Source organism: Bacillus sp. BSL6 (assembly GCF_052928345.1).
The window spans coordinates 596,115-616,303 of sequence record NZ_JAVGCW010000001.1 but is presented as its reverse complement, the minus strand read 5'-3'; the positions used below and the strand labels follow the sequence as shown (position 1 = coordinate 616,303).

At 34.8% G+C, this 20,189-nt stretch carries 28 protein-coding genes; 7 read left to right on the top strand and 21 right to left on the bottom strand.

The window, feature by feature from the left end:
• Nucleotides 1-22 precede the first annotated feature (22 nt).
• The 9 genes from RCJ96_RS03410 to gcvT all read right to left on the bottom strand — a co-directional run bounded on the left by RCJ96_RS03410 (nucleotide 23) and on the right by gcvT (nucleotide 7,375).
• Complete coding sequence (locus RCJ96_RS03410; protein ID WP_046946787.1) at nucleotides 23-655, bottom strand: ABC-2 transporter permease; 633 nt, start codon at nucleotides 653-655, stop codon at nucleotides 23-25.
• Nucleotides 656-666: 11 nt separating this feature from the next.
• Nucleotides 667-1,230, bottom strand: a complete 564-nt coding sequence (locus tag RCJ96_RS03405) for an ABC-2 transporter permease (RefSeq protein WP_316149288.1) — start codon at nucleotides 1,228-1,230, stop codon at nucleotides 667-669.
• A gap of 82 nt (nucleotides 1,231-1,312) precedes the next feature.
• On the bottom strand, nucleotides 1,313-2,185 hold the full coding sequence (locus tag RCJ96_RS03400) for an ABC transporter ATP-binding protein (protein WP_316149286.1): 873 nt from the start codon (nucleotides 2,183-2,185) through the stop codon (nucleotides 1,313-1,315).
• 3 nt (nucleotides 2,186-2,188) lie between these two features.
• A complete protein-coding gene (locus RCJ96_RS03395; protein WP_001021352.1) occupies nucleotides 2,189-2,563 on the bottom strand; it encodes a GntR family transcriptional regulator in 375 nt (124 codons plus the stop codon).
• A gap of 118 nt (nucleotides 2,564-2,681) precedes the next feature.
• Nucleotides 2,682-2,873, bottom strand: a complete 192-nt coding sequence (locus RCJ96_RS03390; RefSeq protein WP_000535933.1) for a hypothetical protein — start codon at nucleotides 2,871-2,873, stop codon at nucleotides 2,682-2,684.
• A 70-nt stretch (nucleotides 2,874-2,943) separates the two neighbouring features.
• Complete coding sequence (locus RCJ96_RS03385; RefSeq protein WP_000262496.1) at nucleotides 2,944-3,147, bottom strand: DUF3929 family protein; 204 nt, start codon at nucleotides 3,145-3,147, stop codon at nucleotides 2,944-2,946.
• Between the two features lie 291 nt (nucleotides 3,148-3,438).
• On the bottom strand, nucleotides 3,439-4,914 hold the full coding sequence (gcvPB, locus tag RCJ96_RS03380) for an aminomethyl-transferring glycine dehydrogenase subunit 2 (protein WP_000795699.1): 1,476 nt from the start codon (nucleotides 4,912-4,914) through the stop codon (nucleotides 3,439-3,441).
• Entirely contained in the window at nucleotides 4,911-6,254 is a 1,344-nt protein-coding gene (gene gcvPA, locus RCJ96_RS03375; RefSeq protein WP_000903231.1) for an aminomethyl-transferring glycine dehydrogenase subunit 1, read from the bottom strand. Before gcvPA ends, gcvPB begins: the two co-directional genes overlap by 4 nt.
• Before the next feature lie 20 nt (nucleotides 6,255-6,274).
• Nucleotides 6,275-7,375 (bottom strand): glycine cleavage system aminomethyltransferase GcvT, encoded by a 1,101-nt coding sequence (gene gcvT, locus RCJ96_RS03370; RefSeq protein WP_000631771.1) that lies wholly within the window; start codon nucleotides 7,373-7,375, stop codon nucleotides 6,275-6,277.
• Nucleotides 7,376-7,766: 391 nt separating this feature from the next.
• Here gcvT and RCJ96_RS03365 point away from each other — a divergent pair, with 391 nt between their 5' ends.
• Together RCJ96_RS03365 and RCJ96_RS03360 are read left to right on the top strand one after the other, a co-directional pair.
• Nucleotides 7,767-9,449 (top strand): DEAD/DEAH box helicase, encoded by a 1,683-nt coding sequence (locus tag RCJ96_RS03365; RefSeq protein WP_316149281.1) that lies wholly within the window; start codon nucleotides 7,767-7,769, stop codon nucleotides 9,447-9,449.
• On the top strand, nucleotides 9,436-10,230 hold the full coding sequence (locus RCJ96_RS03360; RefSeq protein ID WP_070172262.1) for a YqhG family protein: 795 nt from the start codon (nucleotides 9,436-9,438) through the stop codon (nucleotides 10,228-10,230). Before RCJ96_RS03365 ends, RCJ96_RS03360 begins: the two co-directional genes overlap by 14 nt.
• Before the next feature lie 35 nt (nucleotides 10,231-10,265).
• Here the strand turns inward: RCJ96_RS03360 and RCJ96_RS03355 are convergent, their stop codons facing one another.
• Together RCJ96_RS03355 and RCJ96_RS03350 are read right to left on the bottom strand one after the other, a co-directional pair.
• Nucleotides 10,266-10,397, bottom strand: a complete 132-nt coding sequence (locus RCJ96_RS03355; protein WP_074607115.1) for a hypothetical protein — start codon at nucleotides 10,395-10,397, stop codon at nucleotides 10,266-10,268.
• 104 nt (nucleotides 10,398-10,501) lie between these two features.
• Entirely contained in the window at nucleotides 10,502-10,729 is a 228-nt protein-coding gene (locus RCJ96_RS03350) for a hypothetical protein (RefSeq protein ID WP_000032699.1), read from the bottom strand.
• Between the two features lie 73 nt (nucleotides 10,730-10,802).
• Between RCJ96_RS03350 and RCJ96_RS03345 the strand changes: the two genes are divergently transcribed.
• Both RCJ96_RS03345 and RCJ96_RS03340 read left to right on the top strand, forming a co-directional pair.
• The gene (locus tag RCJ96_RS03345) at nucleotides 10,803-10,919 is read left to right on the top strand and encodes a hypothetical protein (protein ID WP_003279814.1); all 117 of its coding nucleotides are present in this window, start codon (nucleotides 10,803-10,805) and stop codon (nucleotides 10,917-10,919) included.
• A 128-nt stretch (nucleotides 10,920-11,047) separates the two neighbouring features.
• Nucleotides 11,048-11,680 carry a VC0807 family protein gene (locus RCJ96_RS03340; RefSeq protein ID WP_103141794.1) on the top strand — a complete coding sequence of 211 codons (633 nt, stop codon included), beginning with the start codon at nucleotides 11,048-11,050 and terminating at the stop codon, nucleotides 11,678-11,680.
• Nucleotides 11,681-11,747: 67 nt separating this feature from the next.
• Here the strand turns inward: RCJ96_RS03340 and RCJ96_RS03335 are convergent, their stop codons facing one another.
• The 10 genes from RCJ96_RS03335 to comGA form a co-directional block, all read right to left on the bottom strand.
• Nucleotides 11,748-11,948, bottom strand: coding sequence for a YqzE family protein (locus RCJ96_RS03335; protein WP_000106079.1), 201 nt, complete (start codon nucleotides 11,946-11,948; stop codon nucleotides 11,748-11,750).
• 38 nt (nucleotides 11,949-11,986) lie between these two features.
• On the bottom strand, nucleotides 11,987-12,484 hold the full coding sequence (gene aroK, locus RCJ96_RS03330; protein WP_242304728.1) for a shikimate kinase AroK: 498 nt from the start codon (nucleotides 12,482-12,484) through the stop codon (nucleotides 11,987-11,989).
• Nucleotides 12,485-12,604: 120 nt separating this feature from the next.
• Nucleotides 12,605-13,255 (bottom strand): 2OG-Fe(II) oxygenase, encoded by a 651-nt coding sequence (locus RCJ96_RS03325; protein ID WP_212804234.1) that lies wholly within the window; start codon nucleotides 13,253-13,255, stop codon nucleotides 12,605-12,607.
• 175 nt (nucleotides 13,256-13,430) lie between these two features.
• Nucleotides 13,431-13,802: a competence type IV pilus minor pilin ComGG gene (comGG, locus tag RCJ96_RS03320; protein WP_208735414.1), complete on the bottom strand. Its 372-nt coding sequence runs from the start codon at nucleotides 13,800-13,802 to the stop codon at nucleotides 13,431-13,433.
• Nucleotides 13,799-14,269 (bottom strand): competence type IV pilus minor pilin ComGF, encoded by a 471-nt coding sequence (comGF, locus tag RCJ96_RS03315; protein ID WP_139302741.1) that lies wholly within the window; start codon nucleotides 14,267-14,269, stop codon nucleotides 13,799-13,801. Before comGF ends, comGG begins: the two co-directional genes overlap by 4 nt.
• Nucleotides 14,239-14,541, bottom strand: a complete 303-nt coding sequence (comGE, locus tag RCJ96_RS03310; RefSeq protein ID WP_316149272.1) for a competence type IV pilus minor pilin ComGE — start codon at nucleotides 14,539-14,541, stop codon at nucleotides 14,239-14,241. Before comGE ends, comGF begins: the two co-directional genes overlap by 31 nt.
• On the bottom strand, nucleotides 14,534-14,989 hold the full coding sequence (gene comGD, locus RCJ96_RS03305; RefSeq protein ID WP_000810388.1) for a comG operon protein ComGD: 456 nt from the start codon (nucleotides 14,987-14,989) through the stop codon (nucleotides 14,534-14,536). The genes comGE and comGD overlap by 8 nt, the downstream gene beginning before the upstream one ends.
• Nucleotides 14,986-15,285, bottom strand: coding sequence for a competence type IV pilus major pilin ComGC (gene comGC, locus RCJ96_RS03300; RefSeq protein ID WP_074607108.1), 300 nt, complete (start codon nucleotides 15,283-15,285; stop codon nucleotides 14,986-14,988). The genes comGD and comGC overlap by 4 nt, the downstream gene beginning before the upstream one ends.
• A gap of 11 nt (nucleotides 15,286-15,296) precedes the next feature.
• Nucleotides 15,297-16,328: a comG operon protein ComGB gene (comGB, locus tag RCJ96_RS03295; RefSeq protein WP_316149269.1), complete on the bottom strand. Its 1,032-nt coding sequence runs from the start codon at nucleotides 16,326-16,328 to the stop codon at nucleotides 15,297-15,299.
• Nucleotides 16,321-17,364, bottom strand: a complete 1,044-nt coding sequence (gene comGA, locus RCJ96_RS03290; protein WP_316149267.1) for a competence protein ComGA — start codon at nucleotides 17,362-17,364, stop codon at nucleotides 16,321-16,323. The genes comGB and comGA overlap by 8 nt, the downstream gene beginning before the upstream one ends.
• Nucleotides 17,365-17,568: 204 nt before the next feature.
• On the opposite strand from comGA, the gene RCJ96_RS03285 reads away from it, so the two are divergent.
• The 3 genes from RCJ96_RS03285 (at nucleotide 17,569) to RCJ96_RS03275 (ending at nucleotide 20,134) form a co-directional block, all read left to right on the top strand.
• A complete protein-coding gene (locus RCJ96_RS03285) occupies nucleotides 17,569-18,264 on the top strand; it encodes a helix-turn-helix transcriptional regulator (protein ID WP_316149265.1) in 696 nt (231 codons plus the stop codon).
• A gap of 125 nt (nucleotides 18,265-18,389) precedes the next feature.
• On the top strand, nucleotides 18,390-18,632 hold the full coding sequence (locus RCJ96_RS03280) for a DUF2626 domain-containing protein (protein WP_000440717.1): 243 nt from the start codon (nucleotides 18,390-18,392) through the stop codon (nucleotides 18,630-18,632).
• 107 nt (nucleotides 18,633-18,739) lie between these two features.
• Nucleotides 18,740-20,134 carry an L-cystine transporter gene (locus tag RCJ96_RS03275; RefSeq protein WP_001094339.1) on the top strand — a complete coding sequence of 465 codons (1,395 nt, stop codon included), beginning with the start codon at nucleotides 18,740-18,742 and terminating at the stop codon, nucleotides 20,132-20,134.
• Nucleotides 20,135-20,189 lie beyond the last annotated feature (55 nt).

Genomic DNA, 20,189 nt, shown 5'->3' with positions numbered 1-20,189 from the left:
TGTATAAGACAAGGCATAAGTATTAAAGCTCTCTCTTTTTGAAACTCACAATAGCTACAAACATTGAAGCTACATAACTTATACACGCGCCTATACTTAAAACACTTACAACTAATAGCACATTTGAAGTTCGAAAAACCATTAACATAAGCCTTTCATCCGTAAATATATTGCACATAAATCCTAGTAAACCTATTATAGGAAAAAGCATAACTAATCCCAGCATAGTAACCGTTCGCTTATCCTCACTATATTTTATGGGAAGGATCATAACAGCATACAGAACAGAAAAGAAAATGGCTATAAATGCTGCATACCAAGGAATATTTATATTTTCTTTTAATACAAATACAGGTAGTACAAAGAAAATGAATGTAATGATTAAGCTGAATGCCATAAAAAATAGTGTCGATATGTATTTCGCAATGACAATATCTTTTCTAGTAAAAGGTAGACTTACTAATATTTTTTCCGTACTATTTTTCTCTTCATTTGATAAAGAGATTGAAATCATCAAAAGACATATAGCAAAACAAACATACGCCATTTGAAATGGCTCTATAGAGTTTTGGAATGCTCCGTATATTGGTAAGATCAAATAGATAAGAAACATTTTTCTTTGTAAGAAAAACTCCTTCAAAATTAATTGCTGCATACAGTTCCCCCCTACAAATCACGTGCTCCATAAATTTTAATTGTAAGAAACATAGAAGCGATATAAATACTAACTAATGTAATGAATCCAACTACAAATACACCAATATGTAATGGATTCACAATCCACTCAATGAATGATGCCGTAGCGCTTTCTCCGTCACCAATAAACACTCCAACAATAACACCTATTCCAGCGGCTCCACCTGTAAATATTCCACGTACTATTTTTGATTTTGTCCCGTAATAACTCGGGAATAATGCTGTAATATAAACTAAAGAATATACACCACCTCTGACTACTACATACCAAGGAATTTCAATATATAAATTGGGATGATAAACTCCAATATCACCAATGACAGCGATACCTCTTATAAGAAAAACAACTAGCGTAGTAGAAATCATGCCACCTACAATAAATATTACACCCGAAATATATCTAGCAATAATGATATCCTTTCGTCCAACAGGTAAACTATTTATAATAACATCACTTTTATTTTTTTCATCCATCGCTATTAGTATCATAGAAGATGATATCGTTATGAGTAAGCAACTCATTGGAAACAACAATTCACCATCTGGATCTAATCAAAAGAGAACAAGGGGCATAATAAAATACACTAACCACATAACCCGAAAAAAGAATAAATCTTTATAGATTAGCTGACGCATAGGCACTTCTCCCTTTCGCGGTGTAAACGATAATATCATCTAATGTAGGCTTTTCTAGTACAACCTCATTTCCAAACCAGTCAATAATTGCTTGTTTATCCTTCGCTAAACCTTCAAAACCAAATTTATTTTTTCGTAATCCAACAAATAGTTCTTTTCCTTCTCGATCTAATAAATCATTACTTCCTTTTACGATTACGTAGTTCTCCATCAAGTCTTCTTTTTCACCAGTAAATATAATTTCTCCATCGTTGATAAACGTAATATAATCTGCAATGCGCTCTAAATCTGTTGTAATGTGCGTTGAGAATAATACCGATACTTCATCTTCCATTACAATTTCTTGCAACATATCAAGTAATTCACTTCGAACAACTGGATCTAATCCTGCTGTTGGTTCATCCATGATGATAAATTCTGCGTGGTGCGAGCGCGCGATGGCAATCGCAAATTTCATTTTCATTCCTTTTGATAATTCTTTAATTTTTTTATACTTCGGAACTTGCAATCTATGCATATACGATTGATACTGCTCTTCATCCCACTTTTTATATAACGGTGCAATAATACGCTTCATTTGCTCACACGTTAAATCTTCGTAATAATGATTTTCATCATATACAAAGCCGATATTTTGCTTTATTTCCTTTTCGGCTTTCTTGTTGTCCTTGCCAAAAATTTTTATATCGCCGCTATCTTTTCTAATTAAATTCATAATCATTTTGATCGTCGTACTTTTCCCGGCCCCGTTCGGTCCGACAAATCCCATAATATATCCGCGTGGTAATGTAAAACTTATATTTTTTACTGCAAAATCTTCATAACTTTTACATACGTTTTTTAACTCTAACATCTCTTATTCCCCCTCATATAAACACGCAATCATCTGCTGTAATTCTTCAAGTGAAAGCTGTAACGCTTTACTTTCATTTACAATCTCTTCCGCTTTACTTTCCAATAGACGAAGCCTTTGTTCTTTTAATAGTTCATTATTTTTACGTGAAACATAAGTCCCCTTCCCAGCAACAGTTTCTATATATCCTTCTTTCTCAAGCTCCTCGTACGCACGCTTCGTTGTAATGACACTAATTTGCAATTCCTTCGCTAAGCTACGAATAGACGGTAATTGGTCTCCACCCTTTAAACCACCATTTAAAATAAGCTGGCTTAATTGTTTTCTTATTTGCACATAAATAGGGTCTTGGGAAGAATTCGAAATAATAATATTCATGTTTTCCTCCAGTGTGTGTATATACTGTATATACCTTATATATACAGTATATACACAGCATCCTATTTTCGGCAAGAAAAAAAGACCAACATTTTCCTGTTGGTCTTTCGTATATGTATCACTTTTCAAAGCGATCTAACATCTCGTCTCTCATTCCGAAACTTACTACTGCAATTCCTATATACATAAACAGAAGGAATGCCGGATGAACTGTGTTGTACCAGCTGCTGTCAACAATTAAATAAATCGTTAATGCCACAACAAGAACAAACGCTAAGATAAACATATAAAAGTGTCTTGTACTACCCATGATAAACTCCTTTCTTCTCACTTCACCATTCAACAGTTTATTTTATCGAATAATTCGATATGACTCAAGGTTAACTTTCTGTTATGTAATCAAGTTCCACCTTTACAATGTCCTCACATGCTATTGAAATGATTGTTCCTTGTTTATCAATCGCCGTCACTTCTCTATTATCCATTACACGATTCGCTACTCTTTCTAATACTTTCCCTTGGTCTCGATAGCAAAATTCTTTTACATCTTTAATTGTTTCTCCATTTTCTAGATGGTATACCATTCTATAACATCGATATCCCACACTTTCACCCCCGTCTTGCTCGTTTTTTCACATATACATAAAAATGAGTAATTTTTGCCTCATCACATCTTCTTAATTTCAATAAAATTCTAACAAAAATAAATACTTTTATCAAACTGACTTTTTCAACAAAACTACCTATAAAACTACACCTTTACACCATTAGGAAACAAAAAATATAATTTTTTAACATTTTCTTCACTATTTCTGCACAAATTCTCCATACAAAAAAAGAACCCGCCGCAGCGAGTTCTTCCTTTGTTATTCTAATCAAACTTGTACAGGAGCTGGCTTTTCATAACGTAAAACTGGTTTACGTGCAGCCATCGTTTCGTCTAAACGTTTAATAACTGTTGTATGAGGTGCTTCTTGTACAACTTCTGGATTTTCTTCTACTTCTTTAGCGATTTGAATCATCTTATCAATGAAACCGTCTAATGTTTCTTTTGATTCTGTTTCCGTCGGCTCAATCATAATACATTCTTCCACATTTAATGGGAAGTAAATTGTTGGTGGATGGTAACCGAAATCAAGCAGACGTTTTGCGATATCTAATGTACGTACACCAAGTTTCTTTTGACGACGACCTGATAATACAAACTCATGCTTACAATGTCTATCGAATGGAAGATCATAGAATGGTGCTAATCTTCTCATCATATAGTTCGCATTTAATACCGCATACTCCGTTACTGCACGTAGTCCATCTGGCCCCATAGAACGAATGTATGTGTATGCACGAACGTTAATTCCGAAGTTACCGTAGAATGGTTTTACGCGCCCAATTGCTTCTGGACGATCATAGTTAAAGTGATAGCCATTTTCCGTTTTCTCTAAAATTGGTTTTGGTAAGTACGGAATTAAATCAGCTTTCACACCGACTGGACCAGAACCTGGGCCACCGCCGCCGTGAGGACCTGTAAATGTTTTATGAAGGTTTAAATGCACAACGTCAAATCCCATATCTCCTGGGCGCGCTTGGCTTAATACCGCATTTAAGTTTGCACCATCATAGTATAATTTACCGCCTGCGTTATGGACGATTTCTGCCATTTCTAAAATATTTTCTTCGAATAAACCTAATGTATTAGGGTTTGTTAACATAAGTGCTGCTGTTTCTTCATTTACAACACGTTTTAAGTCTTCTAAGTCAACAAGACCATGTTCATTTGATTTTACCGTAATTGTTTCAAAACCAGCTACAGTTGCAGATGCTGGATTCGTTCCGTGAGCAGAGTCAGGAACAATTACTTTCGTACGGTTAAAGTCACCATTTGCTTCATGGTATGCACGAATTAACATTAAGCCTGTCCATTCTCCGTGTGCACCAGCTGCTGGTTGTAATGTAACAGTATCCATACCTGTAATTTCAATTAAATGCTCTTGTAAATCGTACATTAATTCCATTGCACCTTGTACTGTCTTTTCATCTTGCAGTGGATGAATATTTGCAAATCCTGCAAAGCGAGCTACACTCTCATTAATTTTCGGATTATATTTCATCGTACAAGATCCAAGTGGATAGAATCCAGAATCAACGCCGTGGTTACGGTTTGAAAGTGCTGTATAGTGGCGCATAATATCAAGTTCAGATACTTCTGGTAGCTCTGCATCTTCTACTCGAATATAATCGCTCTCAAACACATCTTCTAGTTTCACTTCTTCTACATCTAATTTTGGTAAGCTATATCCTATGCGTCCTTCTTTACTCACTTCAAAGATAAGTGCTTGGTCTTGATTCTTCATTGGATAGCCCCCATTTCGTTTACAAGTGTGTCAATTTCCTCTTTTGTACGAAGCTCAGTTACTGCTACAAGCATATGGTTCTCATGCTCTTTATAATCACGGCCTAGGTCGTAACCGCCGATAATATTCTTTTGTAATAATGCATCGTTTACTTCTTTCACTGGGCGCTTGCAATCTACAACGAACTCATTGAAGAATGGTCCAGCAAATGTAACTGTGAAGCCTTTCGCTTCAAATTGACGTTTTGCATATTGTGCTTTAGAAATGTTTTGACGTGCCATTTCTTTCACACCTTGTTTACCAAGTGCTGTCATTGCAACAGAAGCTGCTAATGCATTTAACGCTTGGTTTGAACAAATGTTAGACGTCGCTTTATCACGGCGAATATGCTGTTCACGAGCTTGTAACGTTAATACAAATCCACGTTTACCATCTGAATCTACAGTTTGTCCGACAAGACGTCCTGGAATTTTACGCATAAATGCTTTCGTCGTTGCAAAGTAACCACAGTGTGGTCCACCAAACTGCGTTGGGATACCAAATGGTTGTGCATCACCGATGACAATATCAGCACCAAATTTTCCTGGTGGTGTTAATGCGCCTAATGATAATGGATTTGAAGAAACGATAAATAATGATTTTTGTTGATGAACGATTTTTTCAATATCAGCTAATTTTTCAACTTGTCCGAAGAAGTTTGGATATTGAACGATTACACAAGCAACAGTATCATCTACTTCACTTTGTAATACGTCTAAATCTGTTACACCATCTTTATGATTAATTTCAACAACTTCAAGATGTTGACCTTTTGCATATGTTTCAAGTACTGCTCTTGATTCCGGGTGCACTGCACTAGATACAAGAATTTTCTTTTTACGAGTATGGCCAGCTGCTAGCATTGCCGCTTCAGCTAAAGCTGTACCTCCGTCGTACATAGAAGAGTTTGCTACATCCATTCCTGTTAACTCACAAATCATTGTTTGGAATTCAAAAATTGCTTGTAATTCCCCTTGTGAAATTTCCGGTTGGTATGGCGTGTAAGCTGTATAAAATTCTGAGCGAGAGATAACATGATCTACGATTACTGGAGCGTAATGGTCGTATACGCCTGCTCCTAAGAAAGAAGCATACTCTTTTAAGTTCGCATTTTTACTAGCCATTTGAGATAACTCTTTTAAAAGCTCTGGCTCTGATTTTGCTTCTTTAATTTTTAAATCCCCTTTAAAACGAACACTCTCTGGAATATCAGAGAATAACTCATCGATCGTTTGAACGCCGATCGTTTGTAACATTTCTTTTTTGTCTTCTTCTGTCATTGGAAGATAACGATGCAACATGAAATCTACCCCTCTCCCCGTTACTTTGAACGTTTATAAAATGGTGTTGGAACAACTACTGCTTTGACGCGTTTATTACGAATTTCAATTTCTACTTCTGTATCAACTGCTGCGTATTTTACATCAATTAGTGCTAAACCAATGCTTTTCTTTAACGTTGGAGATTGTGTACCACTCGTTACTTCCCCGATTTTTTCTTCTCCGATAAATACAGGGTAATGCGTACGAGGAATTCCACGTTCAATTACTTCTATGCCGACTAATTTACGAGGTGCACCGTTTTCTTTTTGCTCTTTTAACGTTGCTTTTCCAAAGAAGTCTGCTTCTTTGTTTGGTTTTACCGCAAAGCCAATTCCAGCTTCAATCGGTGTAATATCTTTTGATAATTCTTGACCGTAAAGTGGTAATGTTGCCTCGAAGCGAAGTGTATCACGAGCACCTAAACCACATGGTTTTAAGCCTTCTTCTGCTCCAACTTCAAGAAGTTTCTCCCAAAGTTTTGCAGCATCTTCACTCTTACAGTAAATTTCAAATCCATCTTCACCTGTATAACCTGTACGAGATACAAGTGCTGGAATTCCATCTACAAGAATATCGTTTTTAAATTTAAAGAACTTAATTTCTTTCAAATCTTCTGACACAACTTTTTGTAAAATGCCTTCTGCTTTTGGTCCTTGAATTGCAAGCTGTGCAACTTCACTAGAAACATTGACTACTGTCGCATCGCCAATTACATGGCTAGCTAACCATTCGTAATCTTTCTCGATATTTGATGCGTTGATAACTAATAAATAGTCTTCTTCACCACGTTTGTAGATTAATAAATCATCTACTGTACCACCATTTTCGTAGCACATTGCTGTATATTGTGCGCCCCCTACCTTTAAGGTAGATACGTCATTTGTAACAACACGTTGTAAAAATGCTAAACTATCTACACCTTTTACTTCAACTTCTCCCATATGAGACACATCGAACAAACCTGCCGCTGTACGTACAGCTTCATGTTCTTCTTTAATGCTTGAAAATTGAACTGGTAACTCCCAACCACCGAAGTCGATTGTTTTCCCACCATACTTCGCGTATACATCAAATAACGGTGTACGTTGTAATGTAATCATGATCTCTCCCCCTTATGCTCTGACAAATCAATAAAAGTTGTTACTCATTTCTAAACATTTTCATTCTAAAAAGATAGGATATACGGAATCTCATTATATTTTTTTATGAAAGCGTAAATAAAAAATCGCTTTCTTGGATAAAATACGAAAGATTCCACACATTTCACACCATTATCCTAACATTATTCGCTATATTTCATCAATATTCTAGCATAAAAAATAATTTAGAATTTTTTACGCTTAATCTTATTACATACAGTTTTTAAGATTTAGTCCTTTATCTTTACTTATTGTTTACCTTTCAGTAAGTGTAATAGCGCCTTATCACAAGGCTTATATAGTAAAGATTTTTTCATAATTACTTTAGTTTATAAAAGGTGGGAGAGTCGTAATGAATGTCGATATTTCCATAGATCGAACGTGGCAAAACAATTTTTTAAATAGAATTGATGAAGATGGTCCTTGGACAAACTGGGATTTATATCATTTAGCTTATGAAACAGAAAAATCATTACTTGTTCCTACTTTTGATGGATTACAAGCACCGAAACATTTATCCCATTTCACACCACTTCCTCATCAATTAGAAGTCGCTCAAAATGTTATTGAACAAATGAATGGTAAAGCGATTCTAGCAGATGAAGTAGGACTTGGAAAAACGATTGAAGCTGGACTTATTTTAAAAGAATATATGGTCCGCGGCCTTGTGAAAAAAGTACTTATACTCGTTCCAGCCTCTCTCGTATCACAATGGGCATACGAATTAAATACAAAGTTTTTCATTCCAGCTGTAGCTCAAAAGAAAAGCTACTCGTGGGAACAGGCCGATGTGATTGTATCATCGATTGATACCGCAAAACGTTCACCACATCGTGATATCGTTTTGAACTTAGAATATGACCTTATTATTATCGATGAAGCACATAAACTTAAAAATAATAAAACAAAAAACTATGAATTTGCACAGCGATTAAAAAAGAAATTTTGTTTATTATTAACCGCTACTCCTGTCCAAAATAAGATTGATGAAATTTTCAACCTCGTTTCTTTATTAAAACCAGGACATTTAGGCAATCAATCCAATTTTGAAGAATATTATGCTTCAAAAAATCGTTCAGCCGAATCTGATGAAGATTTAAAAGCTCTTATTAACAAAGTAATGGTCCGAAATCGGCGTCATAATACCGGGATTGATTGGCCAAAGAGACATGTACGTACAATTTTTGTTGAGTTTAATGAAGAAGAGCAAGCTCTATATAATGATATCGAAAATTGGCGAGGACAAGACGCCTTCACATCTGCTTTCTCATCCTTAACTTTAAAACGGGAAGCGTGTAGTAGTCGCGAGGCCGTTTACTATTCATTAAAAAAACATGTAGAAAAACGACAGAAGGAAAATGAGAATTACGTAAAAGATCCGCATATTGATGTGCTAATGGACAAAATTAACCGTATTCCTTTTAACTCAAAAGCAAATAAAGCGCTAGAGCTTATAAAAGAAATTGACGATAAAGTCGTCATTTTCACAGAATACCGAGCGTCACAAATGTACTTACAATGGTTTTTACAACAGCACGGTATTTCTTCTGTCCCATTCCGCGGCGGATTTAAACGGGGAAAGAAAGATTGGATGAAGGAACTTTTCCAAAATCATGCGCAAGTGCTAATCGCAACGGAAGCTGGTGGTGAAGGAATTAACTTACAGTTTTGTAGCCATATGATCAATTATGATTTACCATGGAACCCAATGCGTCTGGAACAAAGAATCGGACGTATTCACCGTCTTGGTCAAAAGAATGATGTCCATATTTATAACTTAGCTACAAAACACACAGTTGAAGAACATATTTTGAAACTGTTATATGAAAAAATCAATTTATTTGAGCGTGTGATCGGTGAGCTGGATGAAATTTTAACGAGAATTAATATGGAAAATATCGATGCACACATTCAAGAAATATTTGCGCAATCAAAAAGCGAAGGAGAAATCCGAATTAAGATGGAAAACTTAACATCTATTATCGACTTTGCGAAACGAAACGAAGCTGAGGTGCAAGGCTATGCAGCAACATGAAATTCATAATTACTTATACAATTTTTTTGAGGCGAATAACTGTGAAATTTTAGAGCGTTCCCCTCACTTATTAGACGTACAATTAACAATTGAGATGGATAAATTATTAATGAACCGTCCTTTTTATTGGCACTATCTTGAGAAAACAGGAGGCGTACCGAATCCGATGCGCCTTACTCTTATTACAAATCCAGAAAATGAAGAAAATGATGGCGAGCTTATTCACTACGGTTCACCGCGTCTACATCAAATTTTCCAGACAACAAAAGAACTAGGATCTTACATACGTTTATATGAGGACGTACGGCATAATGGAGCAACACATACCCCACTCCACCCGTGGCTCGGTATAAATATAAAAGTTTCCTACCAATGTGATCGAAAAAAAGACATTCTTCACTCCATTGGTATTCATCTCATTTCTGGAACAATGATGGCAAACTTTCATGACACATTAACTAAAATTAAGCTTACACCAAAAATACCTGACTTTTGTTTTACGCTCTCACCTATCATTAAACCTCAAAGTGGTTTACAACGTATAGAGGATGCTTTAAAAAATATAATTGCAGAAGATGACCATACGTGGGCGAAAGAAGCAAGAGTACGCTGGAATCACGATTTAGATCTTTTAAATCGTTTTTATGAAGAAAGTGATGAACTTCCCGAAAGCTATGAAATTGAAAAGCAAGCACTGCAAGAACAATATGAACCCCGTATTACAGTGCAAATTATTAACGGTGGACTCTTTTATGTTACGGCGAATCATTTTCTAACTTAAAAAGCCCCTTCTGTTTTAGAAGGAGCTTTTTTGAGTTATCCTCTATCGTCATTACGCTCTTGTTGTTTTTGCTTTGCCATACGTTTTTGATACGCACGATCCTTTGCACTCACATGATTAGCATCAGTTGGAAGATTTTCTTTTGAACGACCAATTCCATTGCTCATCTTTTCCCCTCCTTTTTACACACTTTAAAATACACCCTTATTTTCAGCTAGAGGCACCATCCTTATACAAAAAAATAAGAGCAGCCGTTAGCTACTCTTACTTCTTACTCACTCACATATTTTTGAAACATATCATGGATGCCTTTATTTACTAGGTTCGAGATCTGTTCGTCAGATTTATTCGGATAACGATCACGCAATCTGATAGATGCCTTCACCATTAAATTTTCTAATACAGAACGGCCGCCTTCTCCATAAATAATTTCAGCATATTCAACAAGCCTTCCATCCTCTACTGTTGCTGGATTATGATTGAAGAAAAATTTACTCATTGCCTCCACCTCTCTCTTTTGATAACGTTTACATTTATATAAATTATTTATGTTATTTATTTCACAATATTGTATGCATGTATATTTAATTAGTTTCATTATAAAGCAACATATCGATAGTAAATATGTGATTTTCCGTCCATTTTGTGAACAAACTAAAAATGAAAGCGTTTCCTTTATTATATACTAAAAAAACTTACTACGCTAGGGGCAATTTTTTCAATCTACTAATCATATACTTTTTCTTTTTTCAATAAACCTTATACAATTTTCAGAAATTATATTATAAAATATATGTATGACTTAAGGAGGCTGTATATGAATCAAAATAAAAAAGCTATATTAGATCTTGTCTTTTATCTCGTAATCCCATTCCTCATTTGGAAATTCGCAAAACCTTATATCGATCCGTATTACGCGATGTTACTTTCCTCTGTTCCGGGAATTATTTATACACTGTATACCTTTAAAAAAGAAAAACAGTTTAACGTAACAGGGTTCTTTATTTTAATTACACTCATTTCTAATACAACGGTAGATCTATTATCTGGATCAGCTGAACGAATGTTGTGGAACGATGCGTATTATCACATCGTACTCGGTATTATCGTTATATGTACAATTTTTATAAAAAAACCACTTATGTTATATTTCGCAGCAGATATTGCTGCACTGCAAGGCCATGACCGTGATAAAAGTCGTGAACTGTATCGTGATAGTCGTATCTATCCAGCGTTGCAATATTTAACGCTCTTTTTCGGTCTACAATTCATATTAAAAAGCTTCTTAAAAATTTATTTCATCTCTGTTTTCGGTGTAGATGGCTACGGTGAAATGAGAGCAATTATGACCGCTGTTGGATGGGGCATTTCCATTTGTATCGGAATTGGATTTGTCTGGGTGAACAATAAAATACATGCCGTTACAGACGAAAAAGAGTCTATGCAGTAAATGAAAATCCCCTAGTAGTATGATGCTACTAGGGGATTTTCATTTTGCTACACATATTACGAAATCTTTAACTTGATTTTTTTCTTTTATTTTTTACGTTTTGATAAAACAAAGCAGCACTTAGCGGCATAACACCAAACCACTTATTCATAAATGGCTCTTTTTCAGCACGGCGTTGTTCTTTCTTTTGTTTACGATCTTCTTTTGGAGCATCCATATACGACACAAACTGCTGTGTCACAAAGCGAACATAATCATTAGTAGACATATTATCATCACCTCTACTTGATTAGTATGTCCACTTTTTTATTCATTAATCTTTTCTTTTAATTCATCCATAATTTGCTTTACAGACTTATTCGTCGTATCAATATGGATATGGGCCTCTTCATAATAAGCTCGGCGCAATTCGAATTTCATTACAAATGCATCTATATCTTTCTTCTGAAATAGTGGACGTGTCGTATCTTCACGAAGCCTTTCTGCAATTACATGTGGATCACAATATAAATACACGACAGTTCCATTTTCCTTCATCCACTTTCGGTTTTCCTCTCGCTCAATGATTCCGCCGCCAGTTGTAATGATTACATTTTCAACAGGTAGTGAACATAACATCTTACTTTCATATTCCCGAAAAGCCATTTCACCTTCTTCGGCAAAAATATCACGAATTGCTTTTCCCTGCTTCTCTTCAATTTTTTGATCTGTATCTACAACATCCATATGAAATTCTTTACTTAATGCTTTTCCAATTGTTGTTTTCCCAGCTCCCATATAACCGGTTATGTATATAGATTTCATGTTCTTTCCTCTCAATCGTCATGTATTACTTGTTATTATAACGAAAGATGCTCCTTTATTTAATAAAAAAACGTTTTGTTCTCCTTATGCATTGAAGAACAAAACGTCACATACACCCTTTTACTTATAAGTACCTCTTCTCACCCACTGCGTTGCAATCCATTTCTCACCTTTCGTTACAGGTGCCCCTCCGTGTAACGTAAGCTCGTTTAATGATTGGTCTTGATAGAAATACTCAAAGTATACTGCCATTCCCTTTCTAGGGTGCACAGAAAGATTTAATTTCGGAAAGAACGTTTCTCCGCCTTCTTCGACATCATTTAAGTACATAACAAGCGTACTAATACGATTATTAGCAGCGGATCTACTATGTTCCGCAAAATAATCATAGTGCGCTTTATATTGTTGATCCACTTCATAATTTAAAATGTGTAAGCCTTCTCCATGCGACGCAGGAACATTCATGATAGATGAAATTCGTTTTTCAATCTTCTCCGTAAGTTCATTATCGTCCAAAAATGCACCACTACTCGTTCGAATATCATTTACATCACGTGATGAACCAACTTTTGAACGTGCTAATTTATTTTTAGACAATTCAATTAATTCATCGCACTCTTCATCACTTAATACATTTCCTAACACGACAATAAGAGGTTCTTCGAATTTTGAAATAATTTGTATTTCCCTATCTTCTGTCATAATTGCATTTCCTTTATGATCAAAAATAGTTTGTTCCTTATTTTCACCTATTTGATTGTTGTTTGTCATTTCCCTATTCTCCCTAAAAATAATGATTGGATAGCATGAATATATCATATTCTTTCTACCTTTCTCTTTTTTGAGAAAATTTAAACTTTTAATTGTTTTATTTATCCATTTCCTTTTAAAAAACAGCCTATTTTCAAATGATAAATCATGGTTTTCTATCCATATATTTCACATACTATCCTTCTATCCAATCGAATATTTTCTCATCTTTTTTTCTATACCGAAAGCTTACTTTATAGAAAACTTCCTGTTTTATTTTGCACTGCAATGAAACGAGAATAACGTCGTTTTCAAATACGTAATTTCCACTCGCTTCGCCCTTTTCATATGAAAAGAAAAAAGTATCTTCCTTTTCTTTTTGCCGTAAGTCTTTTTTTATATTTGTAATAGATTGATTTAGTATTTCCTCCAGTACAAACTTTTGCTCTATTTCAATATAAAAATTTTTATCTATAAGCAACATATTCGTTTCGTATATAAAGAACGAAGTTAATAATATAAGAAAAATGATTGTTCCTGGCATCGTAAATCCATCTTGTTTTATCATACATGTATTCCCATTTCGCTATACCTTATAGCTACACCTTCATATATTTTCCCGGTCCTATCTTTCACATTGATAAAAAGCAAATGAGGTGTTACTTCATACGAAACCATTTCAACATTTTGTAATATAACTTCTCTTCCGCGCATGTTCACTTTTCTTATAAGGTGATTATTCAATTTTTCATACGTCACTTCATCTCCAGTGCGAAGACGGAAGCGCAACATACTCTCTCTATTTTCAGGAACTATTTTTTCCACAAATGATACTTCACGAAACTCTAACTGTACTTGTCCTACAAACACATCCCATTCCCAATTATTTAACCCTTTTGATTGCTTGTTTTCTATTCCAATAAAGCTTAAACGTGGTAAGAGTAAAAAGAAAAGTGATAACAGAAAAAAACATACGATCATTTCAATTAATGTAAATCCAACTTCTAATTCATTTTTTCTCCCGCATAAAAGCATTGTTCCATCATTTTTCCTTTCACATCTTTCCACATCACACAAACTTCATTTCCTCCCCAATGTGTGTAATATATATTTCCATTTATGAATTTTTCTTCCTGTTGTTTTACCTCATTCTCATACATATATAAAGCTGCTTCTTTTTTTAATAATACAAATGCCTTATAACGAATTTGTATGTTTTTTCGTTCTTGCATAATCAATACTGTTTGCGGAAGTAGTAAAGATACCATCATCATTACTATACTTAATGCTACAATCATTTCAGCCATCACTGACCCTTTTTGACATTTCACGATACGTAAATCTCCCTCTTCCAAGCTGGAATACAATCTCATATTTATAACTTCGATACGAAAGTAAAATCGTGCCACCTCTATTAATATTTCCACTCGGATTATATGTCATCGGATTTGGAAAAGTATTCAAATCCAATTGTATATCGCTATCATATTCTCTTTTAATGATAGAAAGATCCGTACTCGATTCCCCTATATAATACATATGTCTATCTTTATGCCATCGTAATGTATAGTGTTTTTGACGATTTATGGCTAATTGTTGCATATACAAAATATCATTTGAAAACTGTCTTAAAAATTGTTCGATTTTTTGTTTTTCGTATAATGAATGTACATGAAAATACGTGACCATACTTAGTACAGAAATTGCAAATAAAACGAGTAGCATTTCTAAAAGTGTAAAACCTTTTTGCTTCACAGTTTCCCACTTGTTACCGTGCCATCATTGGAAATATGAATAGCTTCACCATTCGGACACTCATCCTTTGTAATATATTTCCCATCAATTAGCTCTTTTAGCGAGGGAATTTTATTATATTGTAGTTGATATACTTGTATTTGCGCTTCTATAGATTTCACATAGGCTTTACATCCTTTTCCTTCGACGGATGAACGCTGCGTAACTACATTAGGAATAATTAATAGTAATAATACAGTTATGACGACCATAACTAATAACATTTCTAAAAGGGTAAACCCTTCCTCATTCTGCATGTAAATGCCTCCTATATAGAATTCATCATTTGAAACATTGGCATAATCATCGCTAAATACATAAGAACAACTATTCCTCCAATACACGTAAATAAAATCGGTTGAATAATCACCAACATACGTTTTATTTTTTGCTCCATCTTTTCCATAATAAGATCGCTATAGTCACCTAATTCAATCGCCAAATTACCGTTTGCTTGTCCATGTGTAATAATATAAGAAAGTTCTTCCTCATAATATCCGCTTTTAGCAATAATAGATTGCAACGGTTCTCCCGCAATTAATTGGCGTTCAATTCGCCCCGCTTCATATTGAAAGAACGGATGATATTTTTGCTCCATCATTATTGTTAGAGCCTCAAGTACTGATAATCCACCGTGTAATAAACCGCTCAATTGAGTGGCGAAATAATGCGAATGCTTTAAAATAAGAAATGTTTTTACGAGGGGGATACGAAGTATAATTTTTACTCGCTTCATATGTGGAAGTTTTCGAAAGTACAATATATATACACTACAGCCAATCATAACGATAAAAATTGTGCTAAAAATAAGATAGGGTAGTAGCTTAATTGTACTTAATATTTGTTCTGTGAATAACGGTGCTGTAGAACCAAATGAACTATATACCATGTCAACTTGTGGTAATAAAATGCGGTTAAAAATCAAAATCATGATTATTAAAAAGAACGCCAAAAACATAGGATACTGCATTATTTTCATCATATCTTTCCTATACTTATCCTTTTTATAAAGAAGTGCGCTCCCTTGTTGCAACGCAAAAGAAATATCACCATGTTGTTCGGCATAAAATAAATAGCTTAACATCTCCTGATGAAACTTTAATTGATGAAAAGAATCGTGTAGACTTTTTCCATTCTTTAATCCATCAATCATGTGCTGCAATTGTACTTTCTTTTCTAAAGGTAATTGAAACCGTAAAAATTCTAATGCCTGCAAAAGAGAGTATCCTTTTTCTAATAGTTCTCCTAATCGTTTCAATAATATGACTTGATCACTTAAACTCCATATTTTCTTAAACATAAACATCCTCTTCTAAAAATCCTAAAGCGTATCCTTTTCGCAACGAAGACTCTAATGTCTCATGCTTGTACGTGACACATTCCCCGTTTGCTTCTTTAATCGCTTGTTTTAACTCATATCCATATAACAACTCATAAATACTCGCTTGCCTTACTTGCCTCATTGATTTACATACAGTTGAGCACTTTCTTTTGCAAAACGGACACTTCAATTCAACAAGTCGCTGTGCAGCTATAGCCAATAAAGATTGTTCAATCTCTTGCCTTGTTATGCCAAAGTCCATAAACCGAAGTATTGCTCCTTTCGCATCATTCGTATGCAGTGTCGTCATTACTAAATGGCCAGTCAAACTTGCTCTTATAGCGATTTTTGCTGTTTCTTCATCACGAATTTCACCCACTAAAATAACATCTGGATCATGACGCAAAATAGCCTTTAGTCCCGCCTCATATGTGATACCTGCTTTTTCATTTATTTGAATTTGTAATACATCGTCATTTCTTTTTTCAACTGGATCTTCCAGTGTAACGATGCGGCGTGTTTTCTTTTTTCTAATTACCTCTAATAATGCATACATTGTTGTTGTCTTCCCCGATCCAGTCGGTCCAGTAAATACGAGTAACCCATGGGAATAATGTAAAAAAGAAAGTAGTTTCTTCGCTGTACTTGGAAATAACGAAAGATGAGATAACGGCTGAATAGATGCTTGTAAATGAAGACGAATAACGAGACTTTCTTGATATACAGTTGGAAGCGTGGAAAGACGTAAATACACTTCCTGTCCATCCATTTGTAAATACAGTGAACCATTTTGTGGCTTCCGCCTCTCCCCTATATCCATGGATGCTAAAAATTTAAAGTGTGAAACAAGTTTTTCTCCAAACTCCTTTTCAATGCATTGTTTCGTCATTAAATCTTTTCCTATACGCAGTTGAACCACTACATCCTTCTGTCGGGGCACAATATGTAAGTCCGACGCTTGTACCCTGCACGCTTCTTTCAAAATCGTATTCGCAAAGCTTTCAATTCCATTCATCATTTTCCCTCCCCACTATGTATATAGCATGAAAAAATTCATAAGAAAAATCGGTATTTTTGTATTTTCACTAGATTAAAAAGGAAAAATATGTTTGTGAAATTATGAACAATTTCCGAATTATTGTCTGAAATTACCTATACTCATGTTTATCTGTATTATAATGTTATTATCTTGGATAAAGTGATAAAGGTGGAGATCCTCATGGAACAAGCTTTAAAAATTACAGGTGTATTATCTGACCCAACTCGTTATTACATTTATAAATATATTTCTCAAAAACATAGTTACGTAACTGTACAAGAAATTGCAGATGAGTTTGAAATTCATCCAAACGTAGCGCGTTTACATTTATCTAAATTAGAAGATGTTCATATGCTGAAATCCGAAACGAAGAAAACTGGAAAAGGCGGAAGACCAAGCAGATTATATGTATTATCTGAAGATGTTATCCAATTACAATTCCCATTCCGTGACTATCAATTGTTAGCAAGAATCGCGTTTAATTCTTTACTTAGCCTTGGTGCTGCTGGTGAAAAAGCGCTCTACGAAACAGGGAAGCAATTCGGGGCCGAATTAATGCAACAACATATGCAGCGTTTAAATGTGAGTGAAGATGCCTTAACAGTTGAACAAAAAATTCAAATTGCAAAAGAAGCCTTTTCAACAGCTGGCTTATCACCTGCATTTGAATTAAGTACAGATGGAACGAAAATTTTCTATGATGTACACAATTGTCCATTTAAAGAAGTTGCTGTCCATCACCCAACTGAAATTTGTAATATGCACGGAGATATGATGAAAGGGATTTTTGAAATCCTATTCCCTAACACGGAATTAACACGAAACGATAGTTTACTAGATGGATGTAAATCTTGTAATTATAAACTAACAATTTAATCTCTCATATAAAAAGAAGCCAATTATAATTGGCTTCTTTTTATATGAACGAATATTTACAATAGTAAGAAAAATAAACTATAATGAAGTGAGGTTTACTTTTTTTAGAAAAGGAGGGAGATGGCATGGAGCGCATGTTTCGCGTTCTCGGCTTTTGGACTGGAATTTTCTCGGTTATGTTTTACGTAGGGGATATGCAACAGGCCGCACTACTATTTTTAGGACAAACAGGATTCTTCGTACTTTTAAGCTATTTAAAATTAACAGAGCGTATGTATATATACGTATTCGGGGCATATTTGACTGTTTTCTTCATAGGATTTACATACTACACGACATTCTTACTTGTCCCTGGGGCTGGACATTAAAAGGTGGCATTTTGCCATCTTTTTTTTAATTCCGGAATTCCCTAGTTGACTTATAGGTTTTATTGATTTATATTCTATATAACAGATTGGAATTAGGGGGAATCATCATGAATACACTGCTTGTCGGAATTAACGTTGCAGTCATGCTCATTTTAGTTGGCGTATTATATTATATGCAACGTAAGCATGTATCTTTTAATAAACGTGTATTTACTGCTTTAGGAGTCGGAATTATCTTCGGTCTTATATTACAATTTATTTATGAGCCTACTTCTAAAGTCATTATTGAATCAAATACTTGGTTTGGCTTAATTGGTAACGGTTATGTGAAGTTACTTCAAATGATCGTTATGCCACTTATTTTAGTATCTATTATTTCAGCATTTACCAAATTACAGTTAACGAAAAACCTTGGTAAAATTAGTGGTCTTATTATCGGAATTTTAATTCTGACTACAGGAATTGCTGCAGCTGTCGGTATCGCTGCAAGTGCAGGATTTGATGTATCTGCAACTGGTCTGCAACAAGGTGATGCAGAATCTGCTCGTCTGAAGCTAGTTGAAGAAAGATTTACTTCTATTGAAAAAACAACAATTCCAGATAAATTATTAGAACTATTGCCTACAAATCCATTTCTTGATTTAACAGGCGCTCGTCCAACATCAACAATTTCTGTTGTAATATTTGCAGCCTTTATCGGCATCGCCTTTATAGGTGTAAAACGAAAATATCCAGAACAAGCAGAGCTATTTAAGAAAATGCTTGATGCTGTATATGCAATTGTAATGCGTATGGTAACATTAATTTTACGTCTTACTCCATACGGCGTATTAGCTCTTATGGCAAAAACAGTTGCTGGTAGCGATATAAATGCTATTTTAAAACTTGGTAACTTCGTGTTAGCGTCTTACGTAGCACTTATCGTAATGTTCGTTATCCACTTATTATTAATTGCTCTATCTGGTTTAAATCCAATTCAATATTTGAAAAAGGTGTTCCCTGTATTAACATTCGCATTCACATCTCGCTCTAGTGCCGGTGCAATGCCATTAAATATTGAAGCACAAAAAGAAAAACTTGGTATTTCTGAAGGAATCGCTAACTTCGCAGCATCATTTGGAGTATCTATCGGACAAAATGGTTGCGCAGGTATTTACCCAGCAATGCTTGCAATGATGGTCGCTCCAACTGTAGGAATTGATCCATTACAACCACAATTTATTTTAACTTTAATCGCTGTCGTTGCAATTAGCTCATTTGGTGTTGCCGGCGTTGGTGGCGGTGCAACATTCGCAGCATTAATCGTACTATCTACAATGAACTTACCAATCGGTATTGTTGCTCTAGTGATCTCAGTTGAGCCATTAATCGATATGGGGCGTACAGCTCTTAACGTAAGTGGTTCTATGACAGCAGGTCTTATTTCAAGCAAATGGCTTGGTGAATTAGATCAAGATACGTACAATCAAGATGATACAAAAACTGGTGAAATTGCTTCATAATGAAAGAAAGACGCTAACATACAATTGTTAGCGTCTTTTTTATTCCGTTCCCTCT

What these genes read in the sequence shown, in the direction of transcription:
- RCJ96_RS03410 (WP_046946787.1), bottom strand. Translation starts at nt 655, where the DNA reads ATGCAGCAATTAATTTTGAAGGAGTTTTTCTTACAAAGAAAAATGTTT.
- RCJ96_RS03400 (WP_316149286.1), bottom strand. Translation starts at nt 2,185, where the DNA reads ATGTTAGAGTTAAAAAACGTATGTAAAAGTTATGAAGATTTTGCAGTA.
- RCJ96_RS03395 (WP_001021352.1), bottom strand. Translation starts at nt 2,563, where the DNA reads ATGAATATTATTATTTCGAATTCTTCCCAAGACCCTATTTATGTGCAA.
- RCJ96_RS03390 (WP_000535933.1), bottom strand. Translation starts at nt 2,873, where the DNA reads ATGGGTAGTACAAGACACTTTTATATGTTTATCTTAGCGTTTGTTCTT.
- RCJ96_RS03385 (WP_000262496.1), bottom strand. Translation starts at nt 3,147, where the DNA reads ATGGTATACCATCTAGAAAATGGAGAAACAATTAAAGATGTAAAAGAA.
- gcvPB (WP_000795699.1), bottom strand. Translation starts at nt 4,914, where the DNA reads ATGAAGAATCAAGACCAAGCACTTATCTTTGAAGTGAGTAAAGAAGGA.
- gcvPA (WP_000903231.1), bottom strand. Translation starts at nt 6,254, where the DNA reads ATGTTGCATCGTTATCTTCCAATGACAGAAGAAGACAAAAAAGAAATG.
- gcvT (WP_000631771.1), bottom strand. Translation starts at nt 7,375, where the DNA reads ATGATTACATTACAACGTACACCGTTATTTGATGTATACGCGAAGTAT.
- RCJ96_RS03365 (WP_316149281.1), top strand. Translation starts at nt 7,767, where the DNA reads ATGAATGTCGATATTTCCATAGATCGAACGTGGCAAAACAATTTTTTA.
- RCJ96_RS03360 (WP_070172262.1), top strand. Translation starts at nt 9,436, where the DNA reads ATGCAGCAACATGAAATTCATAATTACTTATACAATTTTTTTGAGGCG.
- RCJ96_RS03355 (WP_074607115.1), bottom strand. Translation starts at nt 10,397, where the DNA reads ATGAGCAATGGAATTGGTCGTTCAAAAGAAAATCTTCCAACTGATGCT.
- RCJ96_RS03350 (WP_000032699.1), bottom strand. Translation starts at nt 10,729, where the DNA reads ATGAGTAAATTTTTCTTCAATCATAATCCAGCAACAGTAGAGGATGGA.
- RCJ96_RS03345 (WP_003279814.1), top strand. Translation starts at nt 10,803, where the DNA reads ATGCATGTATATTTAATTAGTTTCATTATAAAGCAACATATCGATAGT.
- RCJ96_RS03340 (WP_103141794.1), top strand. Translation starts at nt 11,048, where the DNA reads ATGAATCAAAATAAAAAAGCTATATTAGATCTTGTCTTTTATCTCGTA.
- RCJ96_RS03335 (WP_000106079.1), bottom strand. Translation starts at nt 11,948, where the DNA reads ATGTCTACTAATGATTATGTTCGCTTTGTGACACAGCAGTTTGTGTCG.
- aroK (WP_242304728.1), bottom strand. Translation starts at nt 12,484, where the DNA reads ATGAAATCTATATACATAACCGGTTATATGGGAGCTGGGAAAACAACA.
- RCJ96_RS03325 (WP_212804234.1), bottom strand. Translation starts at nt 13,255, where the DNA reads ATGACAAACAACAATCAAATAGGTGAAAATAAGGAACAAACTATTTTT.
- comGG (WP_208735414.1), bottom strand. Translation starts at nt 13,802, where the DNA reads ATGATAAAACAAGATGGATTTACGATGCCAGGAACAATCATTTTTCTT.
- comGF (WP_139302741.1), bottom strand. Translation starts at nt 14,269, where the DNA reads ATGCTTTTATGCGGGAGAAAAAATGAATTAGAAGTTGGATTTACATTA.
- comGE (WP_316149272.1), bottom strand. Translation starts at nt 14,541, where the DNA reads ATGGCTGAAATGATTGTAGCATTAAGTATAGTAATGATGATGGTATCT.
- comGC (WP_074607108.1), bottom strand. Translation starts at nt 15,285, where the DNA reads ATGCAGAATGAGGAAGGGTTTACCCTTTTAGAAATGTTATTAGTTATG.
- comGB (WP_316149269.1), bottom strand. Translation starts at nt 16,328, where the DNA reads ATGTTTAAGAAAATATGGAGTTTAAGTGATCAAGTCATATTATTGAAA.
- comGA (WP_316149267.1), bottom strand. Translation starts at nt 17,364, where the DNA reads ATGAATGGAATTGAAAGCTTTGCGAATACGATTTTGAAAGAAGCGTGC.
- RCJ96_RS03285 (WP_316149265.1), top strand. Translation starts at nt 17,569, where the DNA reads ATGGAACAAGCTTTAAAAATTACAGGTGTATTATCTGACCCAACTCGT.
- RCJ96_RS03280 (WP_000440717.1), top strand. Translation starts at nt 18,390, where the DNA reads ATGGAGCGCATGTTTCGCGTTCTCGGCTTTTGGACTGGAATTTTCTCG.
- RCJ96_RS03275 (WP_001094339.1), top strand. Translation starts at nt 18,740, where the DNA reads ATGAATACACTGCTTGTCGGAATTAACGTTGCAGTCATGCTCATTTTA.